The 22,785-nt window shown below is 62.8% G+C and carries 21 protein-coding genes; 13 read left to right on the top strand and 8 right to left on the bottom strand.

What is annotated here, in order from left to right:
* Position 1 precedes the first annotated feature (1 nt).
* From znuB to zur, 3 genes are read right to left on the bottom strand one after another with little or no spacing between them, the layout of a single operon-like run.
* Positions 2-790, bottom strand: coding sequence for a zinc ABC transporter permease subunit ZnuB (znuB, locus tag BM382_RS16430; RefSeq protein WP_011058464.1), 789 nt, complete (start codon positions 788-790; stop codon positions 2-4).
* Entirely contained in the window at positions 783-1,568 is a 786-nt protein-coding gene (gene znuC / locus BM382_RS16425) for a zinc ABC transporter ATP-binding protein ZnuC (protein WP_011058465.1), read from the bottom strand. The genes znuB and znuC overlap by 8 nt, the downstream gene beginning before the upstream one ends.
* Entirely contained in the window at positions 1,568-2,050 is a 483-nt protein-coding gene (gene zur / locus BM382_RS16420) for a zinc uptake transcriptional repressor Zur (protein WP_072443333.1), read from the bottom strand. The genes znuC and zur overlap by 1 nt, the downstream gene beginning before the upstream one ends.
* Positions 2,051-2,116: 66 nt before the next feature.
* Between zur and BM382_RS16415 the strand changes: the two genes are divergently transcribed.
* The gene (locus BM382_RS16415; protein WP_239690414.1) at positions 2,117-3,037 is read left to right on the top strand and encodes a zinc ABC transporter substrate-binding protein; all 921 of its coding nucleotides are present in this window, start codon (positions 2,117-2,119) and stop codon (positions 3,035-3,037) included.
* Positions 3,038-3,128: 91 nt separating this feature from the next.
* Here BM382_RS16415 and BM382_RS16410 read toward each other — a convergent pair whose 3' ends face one another.
* The gene (locus BM382_RS16410) at positions 3,129-4,079 is read right to left on the bottom strand and encodes a homoserine kinase (protein WP_072443329.1); all 951 of its coding nucleotides are present in this window, start codon (positions 4,077-4,079) and stop codon (positions 3,129-3,131) included.
* A gap of 65 nt (positions 4,080-4,144) precedes the next feature.
* Entirely contained in the window at positions 4,145-4,432 is a 288-nt protein-coding gene (locus BM382_RS16405; protein WP_011058469.1) for a DUF2782 domain-containing protein, read from the bottom strand.
* A gap of 74 nt (positions 4,433-4,506) precedes the next feature.
* Between BM382_RS16405 and polA the strand changes: the two genes are divergently transcribed.
* Positions 4,507-7,299: a DNA polymerase I gene (gene polA, locus BM382_RS16400; RefSeq protein WP_072443327.1), complete on the top strand. Its 2,793-nt coding sequence runs from the start codon at positions 4,507-4,509 to the stop codon at positions 7,297-7,299.
* A gap of 415 nt (positions 7,300-7,714) precedes the next feature.
* On the opposite strand, the gene yihA is transcribed toward polA, so the two are convergent.
* Positions 7,715-8,356 (bottom strand): ribosome biogenesis GTP-binding protein YihA/YsxC, encoded by a 642-nt coding sequence (gene yihA, locus BM382_RS16395; RefSeq protein ID WP_011058471.1) that lies wholly within the window; start codon positions 8,354-8,356, stop codon positions 7,715-7,717.
* Positions 8,357-8,547: 191 nt separating this feature from the next.
* Here yihA and BM382_RS16390 point away from each other — a divergent pair, with 191 nt between their 5' ends.
* The 7 genes from BM382_RS16390 to BM382_RS16360 all read left to right on the top strand — a co-directional run bounded on the left by BM382_RS16390 (position 8,548) and on the right by BM382_RS16360 (position 15,964).
* Positions 8,548-8,838 (top strand): c-type cytochrome, encoded by a 291-nt coding sequence (locus BM382_RS16390; RefSeq protein WP_015633654.1) that lies wholly within the window; start codon positions 8,548-8,550, stop codon positions 8,836-8,838.
* 45 nt (positions 8,839-8,883) lie between these two features.
* Positions 8,884-9,489 (top strand): c-type cytochrome, encoded by a 606-nt coding sequence (locus BM382_RS16385; protein WP_011058472.1) that lies wholly within the window; start codon positions 8,884-8,886, stop codon positions 9,487-9,489.
* A 197-nt stretch (positions 9,490-9,686) separates the two neighbouring features.
* Entirely contained in the window at positions 9,687-10,316 is a 630-nt protein-coding gene (locus BM382_RS16380) for a thiol:disulfide interchange protein DsbA/DsbL (RefSeq protein ID WP_011058473.1), read from the top strand.
* Between the two features lie 12 nt (positions 10,317-10,328).
* On the top strand, positions 10,329-11,207 hold the full coding sequence (locus BM382_RS16375) for an endonuclease/exonuclease/phosphatase family protein (RefSeq protein ID WP_011058474.1): 879 nt from the start codon (positions 10,329-10,331) through the stop codon (positions 11,205-11,207).
* Entirely contained in the window at positions 11,204-13,387 is a 2,184-nt protein-coding gene (locus tag BM382_RS16370) for a GGDEF domain-containing protein (RefSeq protein WP_072443325.1), read from the top strand. The genes BM382_RS16375 and BM382_RS16370 overlap by 4 nt, the downstream gene beginning before the upstream one ends.
* Positions 13,388-13,488: 101 nt before the next feature.
* Positions 13,489-14,268, top strand: coding sequence for an N-acetylmuramoyl-L-alanine amidase (locus BM382_RS16365; RefSeq protein WP_011058476.1), 780 nt, complete (start codon positions 13,489-13,491; stop codon positions 14,266-14,268).
* Positions 14,269-14,344: 76 nt separating this feature from the next.
* Positions 14,345-15,964 (top strand): EAL domain-containing protein, encoded by a 1,620-nt coding sequence (locus BM382_RS16360; RefSeq protein ID WP_015633657.1) that lies wholly within the window; start codon positions 14,345-14,347, stop codon positions 15,962-15,964.
* A 4-nt stretch (positions 15,965-15,968) separates the two neighbouring features.
* On the opposite strand, the gene BM382_RS16355 is transcribed toward BM382_RS16360, so the two are convergent.
* Both BM382_RS16355 and algB read right to left on the bottom strand, forming a co-directional pair.
* Positions 15,969-17,753, bottom strand: a complete 1,785-nt coding sequence (locus tag BM382_RS16355; RefSeq protein ID WP_072443323.1) for a KinB sensor domain-containing domain — start codon at positions 17,751-17,753, stop codon at positions 15,969-15,971.
* A gap of 10 nt (positions 17,754-17,763) precedes the next feature.
* The gene (algB, locus tag BM382_RS16350; RefSeq protein WP_011058479.1) at positions 17,764-19,110 is read right to left on the bottom strand and encodes a sigma-54-dependent response regulator transcription factor AlgB; all 1,347 of its coding nucleotides are present in this window, start codon (positions 19,108-19,110) and stop codon (positions 17,764-17,766) included.
* 441 nt (positions 19,111-19,551) lie between these two features.
* On the opposite strand from algB, the gene BM382_RS16345 reads away from it, so the two are divergent.
* From BM382_RS16345 to gltP, 4 genes are all read left to right on the top strand, one after another.
* Entirely contained in the window at positions 19,552-19,836 is a 285-nt protein-coding gene (locus tag BM382_RS16345) for a hypothetical protein (RefSeq protein ID WP_015633659.1), read from the top strand.
* A gap of 81 nt (positions 19,837-19,917) precedes the next feature.
* On the top strand, positions 19,918-20,082 hold the full coding sequence (locus BM382_RS16340; RefSeq protein WP_003170804.1) for a DUF1328 domain-containing protein: 165 nt from the start codon (positions 19,918-19,920) through the stop codon (positions 20,080-20,082).
* A gap of 2 nt (positions 20,083-20,084) precedes the next feature.
* Entirely contained in the window at positions 20,085-20,552 is a 468-nt protein-coding gene (locus BM382_RS16335; RefSeq protein ID WP_072443321.1) for an inhibitor of vertebrate lysozyme family protein, read from the top strand.
* 745 nt (positions 20,553-21,297) lie between these two features.
* A complete protein-coding gene (gltP, locus tag BM382_RS16330) occupies positions 21,298-22,629 on the top strand; it encodes a glutamate/aspartate:proton symporter GltP (protein ID WP_011058482.1) in 1,332 nt (443 codons plus the stop codon).
* The last annotated feature ends 156 nt before the right edge of the window (positions 22,630-22,785 follow it).

Here is a 22,785-nt window from a genome sequence, read left to right as displayed (position 1 = left end):
TCTACACCCCTCGACGGGGCAGAACAAAACTCAGCAGAAACAGTGTGGCGGCGGTGACCACGATCGACGGCCCGGCCGGTGTATCCTTGAACCAGGACAGCGCCAGCCCGCCGCACACCGCGAGCATGCCCAGCAGGCTGGCGCCCAGGGCCATCTGCTCCGGCGAGCGGGCGTGACGCTGTGCCGCAGCGGCCGGGATGATCAGCAGCGAGGTGATCAGCAACACCCCGACAATCTTCATGGCCACGGCAATCACCACGGCGATCAGCAGCATCAGCGCCAGGCGCAGCGAGGCCACAGGCAGGCCTTCGACCCTGGCCAGTTCCTCGTGCACGGTGATCGCCAGCAAGGGGCGCCACAGCGCCACCAGCAGCAACAGCACCGCCGCGCTACCGCCGAGAATCCACGCCAGGTCGCCCGGGCTGATCGCCAGCAGGTCACCGAACAGGTAGGCCATCAGGTCGATTCGCACTTCATGCATGAAGCTTAGTACCACCAGGCCCAGAGACAGGGTGCTGGGTGCAAGAATCCCCAGCAGCGTGTCGGAAGCCAGGGGTTGGCGCTGTTGCAGGGTCACCAGCAGCACCGCCAGCAGCAGGCAGCCGACCGTGACCGCTACCGCCGGGCTGACATCCAGCAGAAAGCCCAGGGCCACGCCGAGCAGCGCGGCGTGGGACAGGGTGTCGCCGAAATAGGCCATGCGCCGCCAGACCACAAAGGACCCCAAGGGGCCGGCAACCACCGCCAGGGCCAGGCCTGCGAGCAGGGCGTAGAGCAGAAAATCAGCCATGCTTGCAGTTTTCTCCATGGACATGGGCGTGGCCCGAAGCGGGCTGGGTGACGACCGAACCATGCAGGTCGTGGGCATGGTCGTGATGGTGGTGGTAGATCGCCAGGCTCGGTGCGTTCTTGCCGAACAGCTCGACGAAGGCCGGGTCGCCGCTGACCTGCTCGGGGTGGCCAGAGCAGCAGACGTGGCGATTGAGGCAGACCACCTGATCGGTGGTGCTCATCACCAGGTGCAGGTCGTGGGAGACCATCAGCACGCCGCAGCCGTGACGGTCGCGCAGGCGGGTAATCAGGCTGTAGAGCTCGGCCTGGCCGGCCACGTCGACGCCTTGCACCGGTTCATCGAGCACCAGCAGCTCCGGCTCGCGCAGCAGCGCCCGGGCCAGCAGCACGCGCTGCATCTCGCCACCGGAGATGCTCTGCACCGGGCTGTCGATCACCTGCTCGGCACCTACTTCCTTGAGCGCTGCCAGCGCCCGGGTACGGTCCACTCCCGGCACCAGGCGCAGAAAACGCAGCACCGACAGCGGCAAGGTCGGGTCGACATGAAGCTTCTGCGGCATATAGCCCACCCGCAGTTTGGGCTTGCGCCAGACACTGCCGGTGTCGGGCTTGAGCAGGCCGAGCACGGCGCGCACCAGCGTGGTCTTGCCGGCGCCATTGGGGCCGATCAGGGTGACGATCTGGCCGGGTTCGACGCTGAGCTGGATGTTCTCCAGCACGTTCTGCCCGGCAAAGGTCACCCCGACCTGCTCGAGGCGGATCAACGCATTGCTCATCAAGCCCCCTGGCAGCCCGAGCAGAGCCCGACCACTTCGACGGTCTGGCCCTCGACCACGAAGCCGACGTCGCGGGCGCTGCTGATGATGGCGTCGCTGATGGATTTCTGTTCCAGCTCGATGGCGGCGTGGCATTCGCGGCAGATCAGGAACTGGCCCTGGTGCGCGTGCTCGGGGTGGTTGCAGCCGACAAAGGCATTGAGCGATGCGATGCGGTGCACCAGGCCGTTTTCCAGGAGGAAATCCAGCGCCCGGTAAACCGTTGGCGGGGCGGCGCGACGGCCGTCCTGCTCGCTGAGCACGGCCAGGATGTCGTAGGCCCCCAGGGGCTTGTGGCTTTGCCACACCAGCTCCAGCACCCGCCGGCGCAGGGCGGTCAGGCGCAGGCCTTGCCGTGCGCACAGGGCGTCGGCCTCAGACAGTGCGCTGTTTACGCAGTGAGAGTGGTCGTGTGGACGGCTGGCAAGGGGTGTTTTAGGCATGAGCGGCGACGAGGTTTGTGAGAGACGTTATTATGTTACCCGTTCTCGCCTCCTCGAGTGTCCATCGTGCCCAGACTTTTTCGCCTTTTTGTCGCTTTTACCTTCAGCCTGTTCGCGATCGGCTCGGCCCAGGCCGAAGTGCGGGTGCTGACCAGCATCAAGCCGCTGCAACTGATTGCCGCCGCCGTGCAGGATGGCGTGGCGGTTCCCGAGGTGCTGCTGCCGCCCGGAGCTTCCCCGCACAACTACGCGCTGCGCCCTTCGGACGTGCGCAAGGTGCAGAGTGTGGACCTGCTGTACTGGATCGGCCCGGACATGGAAGGCTTCCTGCCGCGGGTGCTGAAGGGCCGTAGCCTGCCCTCGGTGGCGGTACAGGACCTGCCGGGCATGAAACTCCGGCACTTTGCCGAAGATAGCCACTCCCACGCTGAAGATGCCGACGAACATGACCATGATCATCGCCCCGGCACCCTGGACGCGCACCTCTGGCTGTCGCCGGTCAATGCCCGGGTGATCGCCACCCGCATGGCCGCGGACCTGAGCGCCGCCGACCCGGCCAATGCCGCCCGCTACCAGAACAACCTGAAGGCGTTCAGCGAGCGTCTGGATGCCCTGGATGCCCGCTTGAAAGCCCGCCTGGCGGGGATCTCCGGCAAGCCTTACTTCGTGTTCCACGAAGCTTTCGACTACTTCGAGGACGCCTACGGCCTCAAGCACGCCGGGGTGTTCAGCGTGGCAGCGGAAGTCCAGCCGGGGGCCCAGCACGTCGCCGCCATGCGCGCGCGCTTGCAGCAGGTGGGCAAGACCTGTGTATTCAGCGAGCCGCCCCTGCGCCCGCGCCTGGCGGAAACCCTGGTGGCCGGCCTGCCGGTGAAACTGGCGGAGCTGGATGCGTTGGGCGGTTACACGCCGGCAACCGCTCAAGGCTATGAGCAGGTGCTGGAGAAGTTGGGGAATGATCTGGCGGGCTGCCTGGAGCAGCTTTAAAGCGGGGATTGTTGCGCGAGGGCTTTCGCGGGCAAGCCCGCTCCTACAGGTTGGGCGCATCTCTGTAGGAGCGGGCTTGCCCGCGAAGCGTTTACAGGGCGAACGGCAGCGCGATGCTGACCTGTTGCCGCTGCGCCAGGCGCTGCTGGAACTCCAGCGGATCGTGAATCAGCACGTCCTGCCCGGCGAAGCTCTCGGCGGCGATCAGCCGCGATAGCCAGAAGCGCACGCAGGCTACCCGCAGCAGGGTCGGCCAGAGTTCGGCCTCTGCCGCAGTGAACGGGCGCAGCGCCGCGTAGGCGCCCAGCAGGGCTCGGGCCCGTTGGCCGTCGAGTACGCCTTCATCGTCGGAGCACCAGTCATTCAGGGCGATCGCCACGTCGTAGAGCATCGGTCCCGAACAGGCGTTGTAGAAGTCGATCAGGCCGGTCAGGTGGGTGCCTTCGAACATGGCGTTGTCGCGAAACAGATCGGCGTGGATGTTGGCCCGGGGCAGGGCGAGGATCTTCACCTTCTGAGCGGCGATTTCATCCAGGGCCCGCTGCAGCAGGTCCTGGGCCGTGGGAGCCAGGTGCGACAGCAGTTGCCTGCCCTCTTCCTGCATCCAGTCCAGGCCGCGATCGGTCTTGCGCTTGATCATGTGGTCCTTGGTGGCCACGTGCAGGTGGCCGAGCAGCTCACCGACCTGGGCACAGTGCTGGGCGTTGGCCTGCTTGATGTGCTTGCCCGCCAGCCGCGGTTGCAGCAGCGCCGGCTTGCCCGCCAGTTCGCGCAGGGCGACGCCGTCGGTGGTGCGCAGGGCATAGGGCACTGGCAGGTTGGCCTGGTGCAGCACGTCCAGCAGTTCAATGAAGAACGGCATTTCCTGGACCGGGCCACGTTCCACCAGGGTCAGGACGAACTCGCCCCGTTCCAGGCTGATGAAGAAGTTGGTGTTTTCGCTACCAGCGGCGATCCCCTGGAAATCAAGCAGGCGGCCGAGCCCATACGGGGCGAGAAAGGTTTCCAGCTCGGGCCGAGCCAGGGGGGTGAACACAGACATGGTTAAAAACTGCCAGTACGGGCGCTGCTATCCAGCCAGCGCCATTGAGTTGAAGTCGGAGTGGTTTACCACTCAAAGATTTTCCACGAAGGGATCAGCATATCCGGCTGATCCGAACGGATGAAGTTGCCGTCCGAGCCATCGGCACGCACCAGGAAGTAGGGTTTGCCGCCCTTTGGCGTGATCTTGATGGCATACAGGAAGCCATTTTGCCGGTATTCCTGAATGGTCTTGTCGCCTTCCGTGCGAATGGTTACTTCCGGGTCCGCTGATGGCGCATCTTCTGCGGCGATCGCGGCCAATGGAGCGATTGCAATCAAGCCGGTCAGCAGCAAGCGATTTAGTGTGCGCATGATAACCTTGTCCCTTTGTCGTCAACGGTCCCGCTATTCTAGCGCCGGACCCGCCGAAAAGGTTGATCCCGCTCATGAGCCAAGCCCCCCTCGTCCTGGTGGACGGTTCTTCATATCTGTACCGCGCGTTCCACGCGCTGCCACCGCTGACCACCTCCAAAGGCCTGCCTACCGGCGCGGTCAAGGGCGTGTTGAACATGCTCAAGAGCCTGCGCAAACAGTACCCGGACAGCCCGTTCGCCGTGGTCTTCGATGCCAAGGGCGGGACCTTCCGCGATGACATGTATGCCGAATACAAGGCCAACCGTCCGAGCATGCCCGACGACATGCGGGTGCAGATCGAGCCGTTGCACGCCAGCGTGATCGCCCTGGGTTTCCCCCTGTTGTGCGTGGAAGGGGTCGAGGCCGATGACGTGATCGGCACCCTGGCCCGCAGCAGCGCGGCAGCGGACCGCCCGGTGGTGATTTCCACTGGCGACAAGGACATGGCACAGCTGGTGGACGGGCACATTACCCTGGTCAACACCATGTCCGGTAGCAGCATGGACGTGGAAGGCGTGAAGGAGAAATTCGGCGTCGCTCCCGAGCAGATCATCGATTACCTGGCGCTGATGGGCGACTCTTCCGACAACATTCCCGGGGTGCCGGGCATTGGTCCGAAGACCGCTTCCGGCCTGCTGGTCGGGGTCAATGGCGGGTTGAAGGAGCTGTACGAACAGCTCGATATCGTACCGACCCTGCCGATCCGCGGGGCCAAGACCTTGCCGGCCAAGCTCGAAGAACACAAGGAAATGGCCTTCCTCTCCTATCAGTTGGCGACCATCAAGGTCGACGTGCCGCTGGATGTCGGGCTCGACGACCTGCACCTGGGCGAGCCGGACCGCGAGAAGCTGGTGGAGCTCTACAGCCTGCTGGAGTTCAAGAGCTGGCTCGACGAGTTGCAGCGCGATGCCAAGCGTGTCGAGCTCAGCGGCGCTGAGGCGACACCCGCCGCCGTGCCGCCGCCGCAGGCTGTGGAGCAAGCTCCGCTGGAGCTGCAGTACGAAACCATCCTCGACCAGGAGCGTTTCGATGCCTGGCTGGAGAAGCTCAAGGGCGCCAAGCTGATTGCCTTCGATACCGAAACCACCGGGATCGATGCGCAGCAGGCGCAACTGGTGGGCCTTTCCTTCTCGGTCAAGGCCGGCGAAGCGGCCTATGTTCCCCTGACCCACTCCTACATGGGCGCGCCGGCACAGCTGGATCGCGACAGCGTACTGCTGGCCCTCAAGCCCTTGTTGGAAGATCCCAAGCTGCTCAAGGTCGGCCAGCACGCCAAGTTCGACATGAACATCCTGGCCAACTGCGCCATCGGCGGCGACCAGGCCAATGGCATCACTGTGCGCGGCGTGGCCTTCGATACCATGCTCGAATCCTACGTGCTCAACTCCACCGCCACCCGCCATGACATGGACAGCCTGGCGCAGAAGTACCTGGACCACAGCACTGTGAGTTTCCAGGACATCGCTGGCAAGGGTGCCAAGCAGTTGACCTTCGACCAGATTCCCCTTGAGCAGGCCGGCCCCTACGCCGCGGAAGATGCCGACGTGACCCTGCGCCTGCACCAGGTCCTGTTCGACAAGCTGTCCGCGATACCGAGCCTGGCCAGCGTGCTCACCGATATCGAAATGCCTTTGGTGCCGGTCCTGGCGCGCATCGAGCGCCAGGGAGCACTGGTGGACGACAAGCTCCTGGGAGTGCAGAGCATCGAACTGGGGGACAAGATGGTCGCCCTGGAGCGCGAAGCCTTCGAGATCGCCGGCGAGGAGTTCAACCTGGGCTCGCCCAAGCAGCTGGGCAGCATCCTCTACGACAAGCTCGGCCTGCCGGTGCTGAAAAAGACTGCCAAGGGCCAGCCATCCACGGCTGAAGAGGTGCTGGCCAAGCTGGCGGAAGACGACTATCCGCTGCCGCGGGTGCTGATGCAGTACCGTTCCATGAGCAAGCTGAAAAGCACCTATACCGACCGCCTGCCGGAGCAGATCAACCCGCGTACCGGGCGCATCCATACCTCCTATCATCAGGCGGTAGCGTCCACCGGCCGGCTGTCCTCCAGCGATCCGAACCTGCAGAACATTCCGGTACGCACCGCTGAAGGCCGGCGCATTCGCCAGGCCTTCATCGCGCCGCCGGGCTACAAGCTGTTGGCAGCGGACTATTCGCAGATCGAGTTGCGGATCATGGCGCACCTGTCCCGCGATGAAGGTTTGCTCAACGCCTTCCGCAACAACCTGGACGTGCACACCGCCACGGCGGCCGAGGTGTTCAAGGTCGAGCTCAAGGACGTCACTTCCGATCAGCGCCGCAGCGCCAAGGCCATCAACTTCGGCCTGATCTACGGTATGGGCGCGCAGAAGCTGGGCAAGGACATCGGTGTCGATACCAAGCAGGCCAAGGCCTATATCGACACCTACTTCGCGCGTTACCCGGGGGTTCGCGAGTACATGGACCGCACCCGCGCTCAGGCCGCGGACCAGGGTTATGTCGAGACCATCTTCGGTCGCCGCCTGTACCTGCCGGAGATCAACTCCAACAAGCCACAGGAGCGCGCCGGCGCCGAACGCACCGCGATCAATGCGCCGATGCAGGGCACCGCGGCAGACATCATCAAGAAAGCCATGGTGGCCGTGGACAACTGGCTGGCGTCCTCGGGGCTGGATGCCCGAGTGATTCTCCAGGTGCACGACGAACTGGTGCTGGAAGTGCGCGAGGACCTGGTGGACCAGGTTCGTGAGGAAATTCGCGGGCACATGAGCGGTGCCGCGACCCTGGATGTGCCGCTATTGGTGGAAGTGGGGGTGGGAAATAACTGGGATGAGGCCCATTAAGGGCATTTTTCAGGTGTTTTTGCCGCGGCATAGTGTCGCGGCAAAAACTAGCGAAGAGCTATTAGCACCGAAAATTTCATCGATTATTGCCAATAGTTTTTGCAACCGGCCGGAACTAAATAGGTGAACGCCCACTCAGAGTTACTGAATGGCTGGTGAAGCCCTTCGATGCTCCTATGTTGTGTTAAGTGTTGGCAGATATCTGGACCCCGCCCTAGCGGTCTAGAACTTGAACCCCGAACTTCCCCCTCCCCATACGAAGTCCGGGGTTTTTTTTGCCTGAAAACCGCCTGGGAAATGATCATGCTGCGTTAAAAGCGCGGCGCGAAATGCTCATTTACAGCCAGTAAACTCCGCTTTCGTACCGCGCTTTTGCCTTGCCTGATCATCCCCCAGGCAATTTTCCCTACGTCTCTCAGGCCTCGGCTTCGGCGCCTTTGTCGGCCAGTTCCATCCAGCCCGCCAGCACGGTGTAGGCCTCTTCCAGGCCCATGCGCTTGGGGGCCGAGAACAGTTGGATGGTGACGGCTTCGCCCCAGCCCTTGCGGATCTGCGACTGCACCTTGAGCAGGGTGTTCTTGGCCGCGCCGTAGGTCAGTTTGTCGGCCTTGGTCAGCAGGATGTGCATCGGCATGCCGCTGGCGACCGCCCAGTCCAGCATCAGCAGGTCGAAGTCGGTCATGGGATGACGGATATCCATCATCAGGATCAGGCCCTTAAGGCTTTCGCGGCTGCCCAGGTAGGCTTCCAGGTGACGCTGCCAGTGTTGCTTGAGCGGGATTGGCACTTTGGCGTAACCGTAGCCCGGCAGGTCGACCAGACGGCGATCGTCGTCTAGCTTGAAGAAGTTCAACAACTGCGTGCGACCCGGAGTTTTCGAGGTGCGTGCCAGGCTGGCGTGGGTCAGGGTGTTCAGGGCGCTGGATTTGCCGGCGTTGGAACGCCCGGCAAAGGCCACTTCGAAGCCTTCATCGTCAGGGCATTGATCGACTTTGGCGGCGCTGAGCATGAACGTAGCCTGTTGGCACAGACCGAGGATGGGGTTCTTGAGTTGCATGGGATTTCCGATTGGGGCGATGCCGAGAGTGGACGCGGCGAGCGGTGTCGTTTCCGTTTCAGTAACGCCAGTATATAATGCCGCAGATTTTGTGTGCGCTTTGTCCCAGCGTAGGATGAAGTTCACGAGAGCGATAAACCTTGAATGCGCATTAGAACGCAGCACGCTCTCAACCCTGAAAAGGTCGTTTTATGACGAAATGGCTGCTAGCTGCCGGTGTCTTGATGCCGTTTTACGGCGCTCAGGCTACACAGGATCCGGAAGCTGTGTACAACCGTGTTTGTGGGGCTTGTCATTCCGGCCAACTACCCACGGCGCCCCGCAAGGGCGACCAGGAAGCTTGGGCGCCGAGGTTGGCGCAAGGTATGGAGACGCTGGTGCAACACGTGACCCAGGGTTTCAAGGCGATGCCGCCGCGTGGTTTGTGCATGGACTGCAGTGCCGAGGATTACCGAGTCATCATCCATTGGATGAGCGAGTGATCCCGGTCCATAACTCTTAACCCTTAGCCGTAGTTGGATTAGCTGATGAACAAATTACTCGTGAGTCTGCTGTTGACCTTGGGCATCACAGGTGTCGCCCATGCCGCAGGCGACGCTGCTGCCGGTCAGGCGAAAGCCGCAGTCTGTGGTGCTTGCCACGGCCCTGATGGGAACAGCATGGCGCCAAACTTTCCCAAGCTGGCGGGTCAGGGGGAAAAGTACCTGAACAAGCAGTTGCACGATATCAAGTCCGGCAAGCGCCAGGTGCTGGAGATGACAGGCCTGTTGACCAACCTGAGCGATCAGGACCTGGCTGACATCGCCGCCTACTTCGCCAGCCAGAAAGGCAGCGTCGGCGCAGCAGATCCTAAAGTCGTGGCCCGTGGTGAAGAACTGTTCCGTGGCGGCAAGCTGGACCAGGGCATGCCTGCCTGCACCGGTTGCCACTCGCCAAACGGTGCGGGTAACGCAGCAGCCGGCTTCCCCCATCTGGGCGGCCAGCACGCACAGTACGTGGCCAAGCAACTGACCGACTTCCGCGAAGGCAACCGTACCAACGACGGCGATACCCTGGTGATGCGCAGCATCGCTGGCAAGCTGAGCAACAAAGACATCGAAGCGGTGTCCAGCTATATTCAGGGCCTGCACTGAGGCCGGCTCGATCAGCGTTGCCCAAGGTGCTAAGCCACGGCAACGTTAATGATCGATTAATCTGACGGTGCAAGCATAAAGGGTGGCTCAGGCCGCCCTTTTTTATGGCGTCTGCCGCTACACTAGCGAACTCAAGCCCGCCAAGACCTGGCCGAATTCAGGTCGAGCGAGGCGCCAAAATTGTCCAGGAGTAAAGCATGCGTAATCTGATTCTCAGCGCCGCACTCGTCACCGCCAGCCTGTTTGGCGTGACCGCTCAAGCGGCCGAACCGCTTGAAGCCGGTAAACAATATGTCGAGTTGAGCAGCGCCGTTCCGGTTGCCGTGCCAGGCAAGATCGAAGTGGTTGAGCTGTTCTGGTATGGCTGCCCGCACTGCTACGCTTTCGAACCGACCATCAATCCCTGGGCTGAAAAACTCCCGGCCGACGTCAACTTCGTCCGTATCCCGGCCATGTTCGGCGGTATCTGGAACATCCATGGCCAACTGTTCATCACCCTTGAAGCCATGGGTGTCGAGCACAAGGTGCACAAGGCCGTATTCGAGGCCATCCATGGCGGCAAGAAACTCGCTACTCCTGAAGAGATGGCCGAGTTCCTGGCTGGCGAAGGCGTCGACAAGGACAAGTTCCTGAGCACCTACAATTCCTTCGCCGTCAAAGGCAAGGTCGAAGACGCCAAGAAAAAGGCCCAGGCCTACCAGATCACCGGCGTACCGACCATGGTGGTCAACGGCAAGTATCGTTTCGACCTGGGCACCGCCGGTGGTCCTGAAGGCGCGCTGAGCGTGGCTGACCAGTTGATCGCCAAAGAGCGCGCAGCCAAGTAAGCGCCCGCCGCCATGCCGCGCTGGAGCTCGGAACGCATCGTTGGCCTGCATGATCCGCAGGTCAACGAGCACCATTTGGCGTCGTCCGGCCTGCCGGCAGACAGTCGTCTGCGCTTGCTCAGTTTCAATATCCAGGTCGGTATCAGCACCGAACGTTATCGCCATTACCTGACTCGTGGTTGGCAGCACCTGCTGCCCCATCATGGGCGTGCCGACAATCTGCAGAAAATCGGCAACCTGCTTGGCGATTTCGACCTGGTGGCCCTGCAGGAGGCCGATGGCGGCAGCCTGCGCTCCGGCTACGTCAATCAGGTGGAACACCTGGCCCAACTGGGCGCCTTCCCCTACTGGTACCAACAGCTCAATCGCAACCTGGGACGCCTGGCTCAGCACAGCAATGGCGTGCTCAGCCGGCTGCGCCCCTGGGCCATCGAAGACCACCCGCTGCCTGGCCCCAAGGGGCGCGGCGCGATCCTCGTGCGTTTTGGCGAGGGTCCCGAGGCACTGGTGGTGGTGATGATGCATCTGGCGCTCGGTGCCCGCACCCGAACCCGGCAACTGGCGTACATCCGCGAGTTGATCGGCGGCTACAAGCATCAGGTGCTGATGGGGGACATGAACACCCACGCCAGCGACCTGCTGGAGCATTCCCCTCTAAGGGACCTCAGCCTCTTGGCGCCGCAACTGCAGGCGACCTTCCCCAGCTGGCGTCCGCAACGTTGCCTGGACCATATTCTGCTCAGCCCCAGCCTGACCCTGGAGCGCGTGGAGGTCCTGGCCCAACCCATATCCGATCACCTGCCGGTCGCGGTAGAGATTCGTCTGCCGGGTTCGCTCACGGCTGATGCATTGCCCGCGTTGAGTCCTGCCCCTCGCGGAACCGATGAATGAGCGACGACGCCAATCGCTGGAAAGAGAAATACCTCAAAAGTATCGAACAGCAGGAAAAGCTCGAACGCCGATGGGCGGCCCGTCTCGACTTGCTGCGTCGTGGCCTGGTACGCAGCACCCTGGCGGCGGAGGGCACCGATCGCGCGGTCGACCAGTGCATGAAGGAAATGCGCGAGGTGGTACGCACCGACGACATGGACGCCGGGCTTGCTGCCCTGCTGCCGCGCCTGGAAAAAGCCGTGCTGGACTCCGAGCAGCGGCGGGAAACCCGGGTCGAGCAGATTAGCAGCGCGCTGACGGCGCTGGTCAGCCAGTTGCAGTCCCTGCCCCTGCCCCGGGAGGTCAGCCGTCCGCTGAAAGCCTTTGCCAAGCAACTGGATGGCCGGGTTGGCCAGGCGCGGGAAATTCCCTTGCTGCTCGGCGAACTGAGCAGCCTGCAGGGCAAGGCCCTGAGCCAGCTGGAAACCCCGGCCGAACCCGACCGCCCAAGCCTGTTGCAGCGCCTGTTCGGCAGCCGCGAGGCGAGCGAGACGCCGGCCCCGGCGGAGGAAGCCGTTGCGACGAATCCGCCGCTCCCGGCCGCCGCGGCGGAGGCTCATCCGCAAGCCGAGGAAGCCCCGGCACCGGAGGATGGCGCGCGCGAGCACTATCAGACGCCGACCCAGGCCTTGCCTGAGGCGGTTTCGGCGCCTGCCGCGCCCGCCCCGGCACAGCCCGAAGTGCAGCTCGAACCTGAGCCGGTTGCCCAACCGGTTGCCAGCGACGAGCCGGAGGTTGCTGCAGTGCCCGCTCCGGCCCCGGTGGTGGCGTTCGTGCCTCCGGTACTGGTGCAGGAGGCGCCCGCCGAGCCTGTACCCGCTATCGAGGTCGAACCTCAAGCAACCATTTCGCCTGTCGCGGAGCCACAAGCGCCCGTTGATCCCGGGGTGGTCGCCGCTTCCGATTCACCGCCCGCGCCTGTCGCCGAAGCCGCGTTCAATCCCGACGAGTTGTTGCCCCTGCCGACGGTTTCCCCGGCAGTGCTGCTGGATAGCCTGCCCCTGCCGGCAGTCATGGCCGAGGCCCTGGCCGCCATCGATCCGGAGCAGTCGGAGCACGATGTGCTCTACGCTCTGCCGGATTCGCCCGAGCCCTCCTACAGTTCGGTGGCCAAGCACATCGAGCACACCTTGCTGGGGCTGCTCGACGACCTGAGCCTGCCGGAGCGCCACCGGCCACAGGCCGAGGCCATGCGCGATCGTCTGCAGCATGGGCTGAACTGGTACGAATTGCTGCCGATCCTCGACGATCTGGCGGTGTTGATGCTGGCCATCACCGACTCTGGCCAGCATGAGTTCGAGACCTACCTCAAGCAGCTCAACGAGCGCCTGGAGGCCTTCCAGAGCAACCTGCAGGCGGCCAGCGACGGCCATGCCGACAGCAGTTCGGCAGCACGGGCCATGGACAGCCAGATCCGTGAACAGGTCGACGGCCTGCAAAGCAGCGTGCAGGAGGCCGCCGATCTGGATGACCTCAAGCAAGTGCTGGAAAGCCACCTGGAAGGCCTGCTGGGCACCATGGACCACCACCAGAAGCAGCGCGACGAGCGTGAACGGGAAGTGGCCGCCCGCCTGCAAAGCCTGGCGGAGCGGGTTTCGAGCATGGAGCAGGAAGCCCAGGGCTACCGTGAGCACCTGGAAGAGCAGCGGCAGAAGGCGCTGATCGATCCGCTCACCGGCCTGCCCAACCGGGCTGCCTGGAGCGAACGCTTGGAACATGAAGTCGGCCAATGGCAACAACATGGCAACAGCCTGCTGCTGGCCATGCTCGATCTCGATCATTTCAAGCGGATCAACGACAACTACGGTCACCTGGCCGGTGACAAGGTGTTGAAGATCATCGCCAACGTACTGCGCAAACGCCTGCGAGGCAGCGATTTCATCGCACGTTTCGGTGGCGAGGAGTTTGTTCTGTTGCTGCCCAACACCCCCTGGCCGGTGGGCGTGCGCATTGTGGAAGCCTTGCGCGCGGCAATCGAGGCGTGCCCGTTCCATTTCAAGGGCGAGCCGGTGACCATCACCGTGTCCGTCGGGCTGAGTGCGTTCAAGGCCGGTGATCGCAGCGATCTGGTGATCAAAAGAGCCGATCAGGCGCTGTACCGGGCCAAGGATGCCGGCCGTAACCGGGTGGAAGCTGGTTGAGGAGCCAGCACTTTGCTGAATGAAAGCGCGGTTTTGCCCATGATCGCCAGGGCAGTACGTTACACTGTTGCATTATCGTCTTCAGCGTACTGCTTTTTGCCATGAAACTTCTTGCTCTTGCCCTCTCCCTGCTGATCCTCGCCGGCTGCGCCAGCGGCCCGCGCATCGACACCAGCCACCCGTCGGTCAATTACGATCAGCGCGCCCAGTTCATCATCGTCCACTACACCTCGGCATCGCTGGAGCGCTCCCTGGCCCTGTTGACCCATGGCCAGGTCAGCAGCCACTACCTGATCGGCGATGACAAGTCCGCCACCATCTACAAGCTGGTGGACGAGCAATACCGTGCCTGGCATGCCGGCGACAGCCAGTGGCAGGGCCGGACCTGGCTCAACTCCAGTTCCATTGGCATCGAGATCGTCAACCCGGGGTTCCGCGATGGCCCCAGCGGGCGGCTCTGGTACCCCTACAGCGAAGCGCAGATCCAGAACCTGATCGTGCTGCTCAAGGACATCAGCAAGCGCAACAACATCTCGCCGCGCCACATCATTGGCCACAGCGATATCGCCCCCATGCGCAAGCTGGATCCGGGCCCGCTGTTTCCCTGGAAACGCCTGGCCGAGGCTGGCCTGGGCCTGTGGCCCGATGCCCAGGCAGTGGCACGCCAGCAGGCGTTCTTTACCGTGAGCCCGCCGAGCATCGGTTGGTACCAGCAGCAACTGGCCCAGCTGGGTTACGCCACGCCGCAGACCGGCGAGCTGGACAAGGCGACCCGTAACGTCCTGGCCGCGTTCCAGATGCACTACCGGCCGGGGCGTTTCGATGGCACGCCGGACGCAGAAAGTGCGGCCATCCTGATGGTGCTCAACCAGACAAAATAATGACGCCGCCGGACGGTTGGGGCCGATTGTCCAATCAGTTGCTATAACTCATTGGTAATCCTTCGGATCTCCCACGATGCCGGCCGCTCGCGAGCCCTTGCGTACCTGGTTCCATCGCCCCTGGACGCTGGCGATGCTGGCGGCTGTGCTGAGTGCGGTGATTTTGCTGCTGGGCAGCGCCGGGCTGGCCATGCACCAGGTCCAGCAACGGGAAAGCGAGCAGATGAACGCCCAGGGGCAGCGTTTCCTGGAGCGGCTGGAGCAGTTGTTCGGGCAACTGCGCGAAGGTCTCGACGTGCTGGAGGCGCAGCCGCTGCGCGAGTGCAACGCCGATCTCATCGCAGCTCTGCAGCAGGTCAGCTACAGCTATCGCTTCATTTATGAAGCGGCCTACAGGGACGCCACCCACACCTGTTCCAACTGGCCACGGCAGAACCTCCTGCCGGCGGCCAGGCCGCCGGATATCCGCGGGCCGACCTACAGCTACTGGCTCAACACCTCGACCCAGCCCAATGAGAACCTTGCTGCCCTGATGCTGGGGCGCGGCAACTTTCGCGTGGCCACTTCCCGCGGGCACCTGACCGATGTGGTCGATCTGCCTGCCGGTGGCAGCCTGATGGTGGTGGTGGATCATGGTGCCCGGGCGATACCGGTGCTCGGCCCGGCCCGTGCCTGGCCCCCCGCACAGCCCTGGCGGGGGGGCCGCGACGGGCCCTTGCAGGTCACCCCGGACCTGCTGATCTATCGCATGCCCACTCGCAACCCCGAGTACCAACTGGTGCTGATCACCCCCCGCGCCAGCCTGCAGGGCGAAGTGCTCGACGGTTGGTGGTGGTTGCTGCCCTCCAGCCTGGTGCTGGCGCTGTTCATCGGTGGGTTGGTGTATCAGTTGGTCCGCCAGCGCCAGTCCCTGGGGGCGGAGCTGCAAGGGGCCCTGCGCCGCGGCGAGCTGCAGGTGCTGTACCAGCCGATCTTCGATCTCAGTAGCCGGCTCTGCGTGGGGGCCGAGGCCCTGCTGCGCTGGCGCCGCCCGGACGGTACCCTGACCAGCCCTGACCTGTTCATCCCGCTGGCAGAGAACACCGGGCAGATCCGCCAGATCACCGACTTCGTCCTGCAGCGCCTGCTGGAGCAACTGGGGCATGTGCTACGGGCCAATCCCCAGCTGTACATCTCAGTCAACCTGGCGGCCTGCGACGTGATGGTCCCGCGGATCGGCATGGTCATGGCGCGGCTGCTGGCGACGCATCGGGTAGCGGCCCGGCAGATCGCCTTCGAGGTCACCGAGCGTGGGCTGATCGATGTGGTGGTGGCGCGCAACAACCTGCAGGCCCTGCGCGATGTCGGGCATCAGGTGCTGATCGACGATTTCGGCACCGGCTATTGCAGCCTGGCCTACCTGCAGAGCCTGCCGGTGGATTGCCTGAAGATCGACAAGGCGTTCATCGATGCCCTGGGGCACGATGCCGCCAGCAGCGGCGTGGCGCCGCACATCATTCGCATGGCCCACGCATTGAAACTCAAGGTGATTGCCGAGGGCATCGAGTTCGAGGACCAGGCGCTGCTGCTCAGCAGCGAGGGCGTGAGCTTCGGCCAGGGCTGGCTGTTCGCCCATGCCCTGAGTGCCTTGCAGTTCACTGAGCTGATTACCCGTGGCCGACGGCTGGTGGCCAGGCGCCTGGATGATGAAGCATGAAGCCCTAGAGCGGCAGGGCCAGATAGAACTGGGTGCCCTGCCCGGGCCTTGAGTAGACGCCCATGCGCCCGCCATGCAGCTGGACGATCTCCTTGCACAGCGCCAGCCCGAGGCCGGCACCGCCCTTCTTGCGGCCCACCTGGACGAAAGGCTCGAAGATCCGCCCTTGCTGGCCATAGGCGATACCCTCGCCATTGTCTTCGACGCTGACGATCACCCGCTCGCCATGGCGCCGCGCCTGCAGGCGGATCTGGCCCTCGCTGGCGGTGTGGCGCAAGGCGTTGTCGATCAGGTTGTCCAGCACCCGCTCCAGTTGTGCGCGGTCGGCATGCAGCCGGGGCAACGGCGCCTGGATCTCCAGCAGCAGGTCGATGCCCTGCTGTTGGGCCTGCTCGCTGAAGCGGCCCTGGGCCTGCACCAGCAGCTCTTCCAGGGGGCAGGGAGCGAGGGTGAGTTTCTGCAGGCCGTTCTGATAGCGGGAAAAATTCAGCAGGTCGTTGATCAACTGCATCAGGCGCTGCATTTCCTCGTTGACCGTATTGAGCAGGTCGGTTTCCCGGGACTCCTCGGGAAAGTGCAGGCGTTCCTGAAGCAGCCCGAAGGCCATGTGCATGCCAGTGACCGGGGTACGCAGTTCGTGGGAGGCGCGCAGCACGAACTCACTGCGCACTCGTTCGAACGCCCGTTGCTCGGTGACATCGTGCAGCACCATCACGGCGCCGAGAATATGGCCCTGGGTATGGCTGACGGGGGTCAGGCTGTAGGTCAGCAGGCGCGACTCGCCGTCGACCTCGATATCCAGGTCGTCCGGCGCCCGTTCCAGGTTGCCGCCGCGCAATACCAGCTGTAGCTGCTCATCCAGCTCCGGGCGTTGCAGGGCGCTGCCCAGGCCCTGGCCGAGGCGCTCCTGGTCCCAGCCCAGCTGGCGCTGGGCCACGGGGTTGAGGTGTTCCAGGCGGCCCTGGCGGTCGATCATCAGCAAGCCGTCGTCAATACTGTCGAGCACGGCCTGCAGGCGCTGCTGGCCGGCCAGCAGCTCATCGACATTGGTTGCCTGATGCTGGCGCAGGGCCTCGGCCATGATGCCGAAGCGTCGGGTCAGCAGGTTCATCTCCGCTGCCGCCGAAATGGGCAGGGTGACGTCGAAATTGCCTTCGCCAATCTTGTCCGCAGCCTTGGCCAGGGCTTCGATTGGCCCGCCAAAGCGCCGGGCGATGGCATGGGCCGTGACGAAGCCGATGATCAGCACCGCCAGGGCCACCAGGCCCAGCAGGCCGGCCACCAGCCATGCACGGTTGCGGGCCTGCTGCTCCACCTGGCTGATGTTGTCCAGGGCGCGCTTGTGTTCGTTGATCAGCCCGCCGCGCAAGGCGTTGAAGCGCTCGGTCAGCTCGTTGTTGTCATGCAGCCCGCTTGTGGTGCTGTTGCGCTCGAAGGCCTGGTAGAAGCTCAGGTAGTCGCTACGGGCCTGCTGGAAGCCACTTTGTACCTGGGTCTGCCGATCATGGGCGATGCCTTCGTCGAGCAGCTCCAGATAATGCTGCCGGGAGGTTTCCAGGGCGGCGCGGTCCGGCTGCTTGCCGAGCATGATGATCAGCTGGTCGCCCAGGGTCTGGCGCAGCTTGAGGCCCAGGTCCAGGGTGATGAAGTTGTTGCGGATCAGCGATTCCTGGGTGCTGGCCATCTGCATCACGCTGACCAGCCCGAGCACCAGGCCCAAGAGGGCCACGGTGATCAGGGCCGAGATGCTCAGAAACAGCCGGGTGCGCAGTTTCATCGCTAACTTCATAGGGTGTTGCTCACAGGTTGTACTGTTTGCGTTTGCGGTACAGCGTCGACGCGTCGATACCCAGGGTCTTGGCGGCTTGATCCAGGGTGTCGCTGGTGGCCAGGACCGCACCGATGTGGGCCTTTTCCAGCTCGTCCAGGCTCAGGGCGGCGCCGATCCGCGGGGCGTTGTTGGTGGGTTGCTCGGCCATGCCCAAGTGGCTGATTTCCACCCGTTCCTGCGGGCAGATGATGCTCGCCCGTTCCACCACGTTGCGCAGTTCGCGGATGTTGCCCGGCCAGCGGTAGTTGAGCAGCGCTTCCCGGGCTTCATCACTGAAGACCCGGGCCGGGCGCGAATACTCTTTGACGAAGCGGGCGAGGAAGCGGTCGGCCAGGGTCAGGATATCTTCGCTGCGCTCGCGCAGGGGCGGCAGGTGCAGGGTGATGACGTTCAGCCGGTACAGCAGGTCTTCGCGGAAACGCCCGTCGCGCACCATGTCTTCAAGGTTGAGGTTGGTGGCGGCGAGGATGCGCACATCGGCGCGGCGGGTTACCGGGTCGCCGACGCGCTCGTATTCCTTGTCCTGGATGAAGCGCAGCAGCTTGGGTTGAAGGGTCAACGGGAAGTCGCCGATCTCGTCGAGGAACAGGGTTCCGCCATCGGCCTGGTTGACCCGGCCCAGGGTGCTCTCGCTGGCCCCGGTAAAGGCGCCGCGGCTGTGGCCGAAGAGTTCGCTTTCCATCAGTTCGGCAGTCAACGAGGGGCAGTTGATGGTCACGCAGGATTTCTTGGCACGTTTGCTCCAGCCGTGAATGGCCCGCGCCAGCTCGCCCTTGCCGGTGCCGGACTCGCCGAGGATAAGGATGTTGGCGTCGGTGCTGGCCACCTGACGCGCGGTTTCCAGCACCACTTTCATTGCCGGGCTGTGGGAGTCCAGGCCGTCCTTGGGCTTGCGCACCTCACCTTCGAGGGCTTCCAGGCGTGCCGAGAGCTGGCGCACTTCCAGCTGCTTGGCGGTGGCCAGGCGCAACTGGTCGGGGCTGCAGGGCTTGACCAGGTAGTCTGCGGCGCCGGCCTGGATCGCATCTACTGCGGTGTCCACGGCGGAGTGAGCGGTGACGATCACTACTCGCATCCAGGGTGCCTGGGTACGCATTTGTGCCAGTACGTCGAGGCCGTTGTCTTCGCCCAGGCGCAGGTCGAGGAAGCACAGGTCGAATACCTGGCGTTGCAGCAGAGCATCGGCCTGCGCCGCGCTGTTGGCGGTGGCCACGGTGTAGCCCTCGTCTTCCAGGCAGTAGCGGAAGGTGCGAAGGATTGCGGATTCGTCATCCACCAGAAGGATGCGGCCTTGATTCTCCGGCGCTGACTCCATTTCCCGAGGCTCCTTAATGAATGATCTTTATTTAGTCCCGGAAAAATCGGGCAAGTTGCAAGGTTGATTCTGATCCATTCCAGCGCCAGCAGGTTAGATATCTCCGGCTGAAACGGCTAACAGGCTGAAATTACGCATGTTTTGCCCAGAGTAGCTGCTGGGTGGGTCTGTATCAGGCTATTGGCCATTCATCAAAGTTCCCCCTGTGATCAAAAAACGCTCACTGTTTTCCCGGGACATCGTGCATTTCGCACGGCCGGCATGGGGGCATCGTGCAGTATGCGTGTGGAATGCTTTTGGTAATTTGATTTAAGTATTTGATTTTATTGAATTTAATTTCAAAGAAAAAGCTGGCATGCAGCCTGCAATATCCCTCTCATCGAGAAGCGCCGGCCGTGGCTTCCATAACAACATCACCACCAGTGTGGGAGGAGTTTCAGGATGAATCGCCAACGTCTTGCCCAATTGCGTATTGCGCCACTGCATCTCCAGCAAGGCCTCTTCGCCGTTCTGGCGTTGCTGGTCACCCTAATCGCCGGGCAACAGTTCCAGCGCTGGCAGGACAGCCAGGCACCCGCGCCGCGAGTGCCGGTTCATCACTTCACCCAGACCCATTTCAGTTCGGTGAGCAGCCAGCTCAACGACCAGGCCCCCATGCAACTGATGGCCGTCGACCAGGCACAGCCGGTCGCGGACGCGCCACGTCAGGAACGCTGGGTGTTCTAGCACCAAGGCCGGGCCCGCAATCGGCGGCGCCGGGCTGGCTCCATAGGCAGCACCACTAATAGAAGAGTAAGGAGAATCATCATGCTGAGCTGGGCAATCACATTCCTGATCATTGCCATTGTCGCTGCGGTCCTGGGCTTCGGTGGTATCGCGGGCACCGCCACGGGTATCGCCAAGATTCTCTTTGTGGTGTTCCTGGTGATGTTCATCGCTTCGTTCTTCTTTGGCCGTCGAGGCCGAGGCTGACCATGAGTCTCTCGTTGAAGACATTGACTGCCGCGCTGCTGCTGGGCGCCAGCGCCCTGGCGTCGGCGGCCAATGATGGCCAGGCACGAGCCAATCAGCTGCTGGGGTCGGACCCGCAGTTTCGTGAAACCTGGCAGGGGGTCGTGCACAAGGAGGAGCGCCTGCCCGAGTGGGTGATGAACCTCTCGGGTGATGCGCCACAACAGATGAATGCCACGACCGAAGACGGCGATCAGTATCTGGTGGGCCCTCTGTGCGAAACCGCCCAGAGTTGTCAGAACCAGCGTTTGATCGTGGCCTTCAGTTTCGACAAGAAGCATGCCTACGCGATGCTGGTGGACGTGCCGGCGGGTTTGCCCGCGGACAAGTCACCGACCCGCCACGCCAATTATCGGTTCCTCGGCAAGCCCGATGACGGCATGCAAGCGCTGCTCCAGGAGCAGTTGCGCAAGGACCCGAACTGGTACTGATGTGCAAATTGCCGATATTGCATAACAGATAGACGAAAGGGCCGCCCTGGCGCTTTCGGCTGTTGCACCACCCGAGGAGGGCGAGTGCATGACCAAGGGGCCGGGATGTTCTGATCCACGGGTGATCGGAGTGACCTAGGGGTACAGGGAGTGCCTCCGCAAGGGCCGGGTCAGGAAAGAGCGGCGGCGCAAGCTCCCAGGTCGGCCACCGACCTGATGAGCTTGCGGCGTGCTTGAATGGCAAAGTCCTGTGCTAGAGCCGTCCGTCTGACAATTTCCGTGCTCGCGCGGGAAAAAATCTTCCTTTGACTCCGATCAAACGTTTCCTGGTGTTTCTCTGCGACCGTATATCGAGAAACTTTGTGCGAATTGCGCAGCGTTTCCGGGCGCCCGAATCAGAGCAATCCTAAACTTTTTTAGCCTTTTTCCTGACCCCTCCGACAAGCCTGCACGCCGCCTGAAATGGCCGTTTCACGGCATTTTTGCCTGCCGAAATGTCGTATTCGAACCGGTTGGGACGCTCGTTTTGTTTGGAAAAACTCATGCCGATTCGGCATAGGGTAGGCGTTTACGGCATTAGACGCGCCTCCCTAGCATCGGAATAGTTGCGCCTTTTTTCGCCCGCAGAGAGCCGTAAATGCTCGTTCGGGATGACCTTATACGGGGGCCGATGCACAAACTTTTCCGCCATTGAGCGTTCCAGTTCGCGCATCAGCCCGAGTCCAACTGAAGTAAGGGTAATGATATGAAGAAGGCAAAATTAAGCCTCGCCTGGCAGATCCTCATCGGTCTGGTCCTGGGGATTGCGATTGGCGCGCTGCTCAATCATTTCAGTGCTGAAAAGGCCTGGTGGATCAGCAACGTCCTGCAGCCTGCGGGCGATATCTTTATCCGCTTGATCAAGATGATCGTGATCCCGATCGTCATTTCCTCGCTGATCGTCGGCATCGCCGGTGTCGGTGACGCGAAGAAACTGGGGCGTATCGGCCTAAAGACCATCATCTACTTCGAAATCGTGACCACCATCGCCATCGTCGTCGGCCTGCTGCTGGCCAACCTGTTCCATCCGGGCGCAGGCATCGACATGAGCACCCTGGGCACCGTGGACATCTCCAAGTACCAGGCCACTGCGGCCGAGGTGCAGCATGAACACGCGTTCATCGAGACCATCCTCAACCTGATTCCATCGAACATCTTCGCGGCCATGGCCCGCGGCGAGATGCTGCCGATCATCTTCTTCTCGGTGCTGTTCGGCCTGGGCCTGTCGAGCCTGCAGTCCGACCTGCGCGAACCGCTGGTGAAGATGTTCCAGGGCGTTTCGGAAAGCATGTTCAAAGTCACCCACATGATCATGAACTACGCCCCTATCGGCGTATTTGCACTGATCGCGGTGACCGTCGCCAACTTCGGTTTCGCCTCCCTGCTGCCGCTGGCCAAGCTGGTGATCCTGGTGTACGTGGCTATCGCCTTCTTCGCTTTCGTGATCCTCGGCCTGATCGCCCGCCTGTTCGGCTTCTCGGTGATCAAACTGATGCGCATCTTCAAGGATGAGCTGGTCCTGGCCTACTCCACCGCCAGCTCGGAAACCGTGCTGCCGCGGGTGATCGAGAAGATGGAAGCCTACGGCGCGCCGAAAGCCATCTGCAGCTTCGTGGTGCCGACCGGCTACTCGTTCAACCTCGACGGTTCGACCCTGTACCAGAGCATCGCGGCGATCTTCATCGCCCAGCTGTACGGCATCGACCTGTCCATCAGCCAGCAACTGCTGCTGGTGCTGACCCTGATGGTCACCTCCAAAGGTATCGCCGGGGTTCCGGGCGTGTCCTTCGTGGTCCTGCTGGCCACCCTGGGCAGCGTCGGCATTCCTCTGGAAGGCCTGGCCTTCATCGCCGGTGTCGACCGTGTGATGGACATGGCGCGTACCGCCTTGAACGTGATCGGCAACGCCCTGGCGGTACTGGTCATCTCCCGTTGGGAAGGCATGTACGACGACGCCAAGGGCCAGCGCTACTGGAACTCCCTGCCGCACTGGCGCAGCAAGGAAAAACTGCCAGCAGGCGAAGCGTCCAAAGGCTAAGCGCCTATTGTGTAGGAGCTGGCTTGCCAGCGAAGAGGCCCCAAGCCCTTCACCTGCCTGAAGACCGCCTTCAGCGGCAATCCAGCCCCAACAGATGACAGGCCCCGGTTAATCCGGGGTTTGTCGTTTCTGCCCGCCCCGCTATCATTCGCCGCA

The organism is Pseudomonas sp. NFPP25, assembly GCF_900116505.1.
Taxonomy (GTDB): domain Bacteria; phylum Pseudomonadota; class Gammaproteobacteria; order Pseudomonadales; family Pseudomonadaceae; genus Aquipseudomonas; species Aquipseudomonas protegens.
The sequence above is the reverse complement of the archived record's forward strand: the minus strand, read 5'-3'. Positions and strand labels throughout refer to the sequence as shown.

Bases quoted from the DNA above. Each gene is read 5' to 3' on its own strand.
- znuB (WP_011058464.1), bottom strand. From the start codon at position 790: ATGGCTGATTTTCTGCTCTACGCCCTGCTCGCAGGCCTGGCCCTGGCG.
- znuC (WP_011058465.1), bottom strand. From the start codon at position 1,568: ATGAGCAATGCGTTGATCCGCCTCGAGCAGGTCGGGGTGACCTTTGCC.
- zur (WP_072443333.1), bottom strand. From the start codon at position 2,050: ATGCCTAAAACACCCCTTGCCAGCCGTCCACACGACCACTCTCACTGC.
- BM382_RS16410 (WP_072443329.1), bottom strand. From the start codon at position 4,079: ATGTCTGTGTTCACCCCCCTGGCTCGGCCCGAGCTGGAAACCTTTCTC.
- BM382_RS16405 (WP_011058469.1), bottom strand. From the start codon at position 4,432: ATGCGCACACTAAATCGCTTGCTGCTGACCGGCTTGATTGCAATCGCT.
- polA (WP_072443327.1), top strand. From the start codon at position 4,507: ATGAGCCAAGCCCCCCTCGTCCTGGTGGACGGTTCTTCATATCTGTAC.
- yihA (WP_011058471.1), bottom strand. From the start codon at position 8,356: ATGCAACTCAAGAACCCCATCCTCGGTCTGTGCCAACAGGCTACGTTC.
- BM382_RS16390 (WP_015633654.1), top strand. From the start codon at position 8,548: ATGACGAAATGGCTGCTAGCTGCCGGTGTCTTGATGCCGTTTTACGGC.
- BM382_RS16385 (WP_011058472.1), top strand. From the start codon at position 8,884: ATGAACAAATTACTCGTGAGTCTGCTGTTGACCTTGGGCATCACAGGT.
- BM382_RS16380 (WP_011058473.1), top strand. From the start codon at position 9,687: ATGCGTAATCTGATTCTCAGCGCCGCACTCGTCACCGCCAGCCTGTTT.
- BM382_RS16375 (WP_011058474.1), top strand. From the start codon at position 10,329: ATGCCGCGCTGGAGCTCGGAACGCATCGTTGGCCTGCATGATCCGCAG.
- BM382_RS16370 (WP_072443325.1), top strand. From the start codon at position 11,204: ATGAGCGACGACGCCAATCGCTGGAAAGAGAAATACCTCAAAAGTATC.
- BM382_RS16365 (WP_011058476.1), top strand. From the start codon at position 13,489: ATGAAACTTCTTGCTCTTGCCCTCTCCCTGCTGATCCTCGCCGGCTGC.
- BM382_RS16360 (WP_015633657.1), top strand. From the start codon at position 14,345: ATGCCGGCCGCTCGCGAGCCCTTGCGTACCTGGTTCCATCGCCCCTGG.
- BM382_RS16355 (WP_072443323.1), bottom strand. From the start codon at position 17,753: ATGAAGTTAGCGATGAAACTGCGCACCCGGCTGTTTCTGAGCATCTCG.
- algB (WP_011058479.1), bottom strand. From the start codon at position 19,110: ATGGAGTCAGCGCCGGAGAATCAAGGCCGCATCCTTCTGGTGGATGAC.
- BM382_RS16345 (WP_015633659.1), top strand. From the start codon at position 19,552: ATGAATCGCCAACGTCTTGCCCAATTGCGTATTGCGCCACTGCATCTC.
- BM382_RS16340 (WP_003170804.1), top strand. From the start codon at position 19,918: ATGCTGAGCTGGGCAATCACATTCCTGATCATTGCCATTGTCGCTGCG.
- BM382_RS16335 (WP_072443321.1), top strand. From the start codon at position 20,085: ATGAGTCTCTCGTTGAAGACATTGACTGCCGCGCTGCTGCTGGGCGCC.
- gltP (WP_011058482.1), top strand. From the start codon at position 21,298: ATGAAGAAGGCAAAATTAAGCCTCGCCTGGCAGATCCTCATCGGTCTG.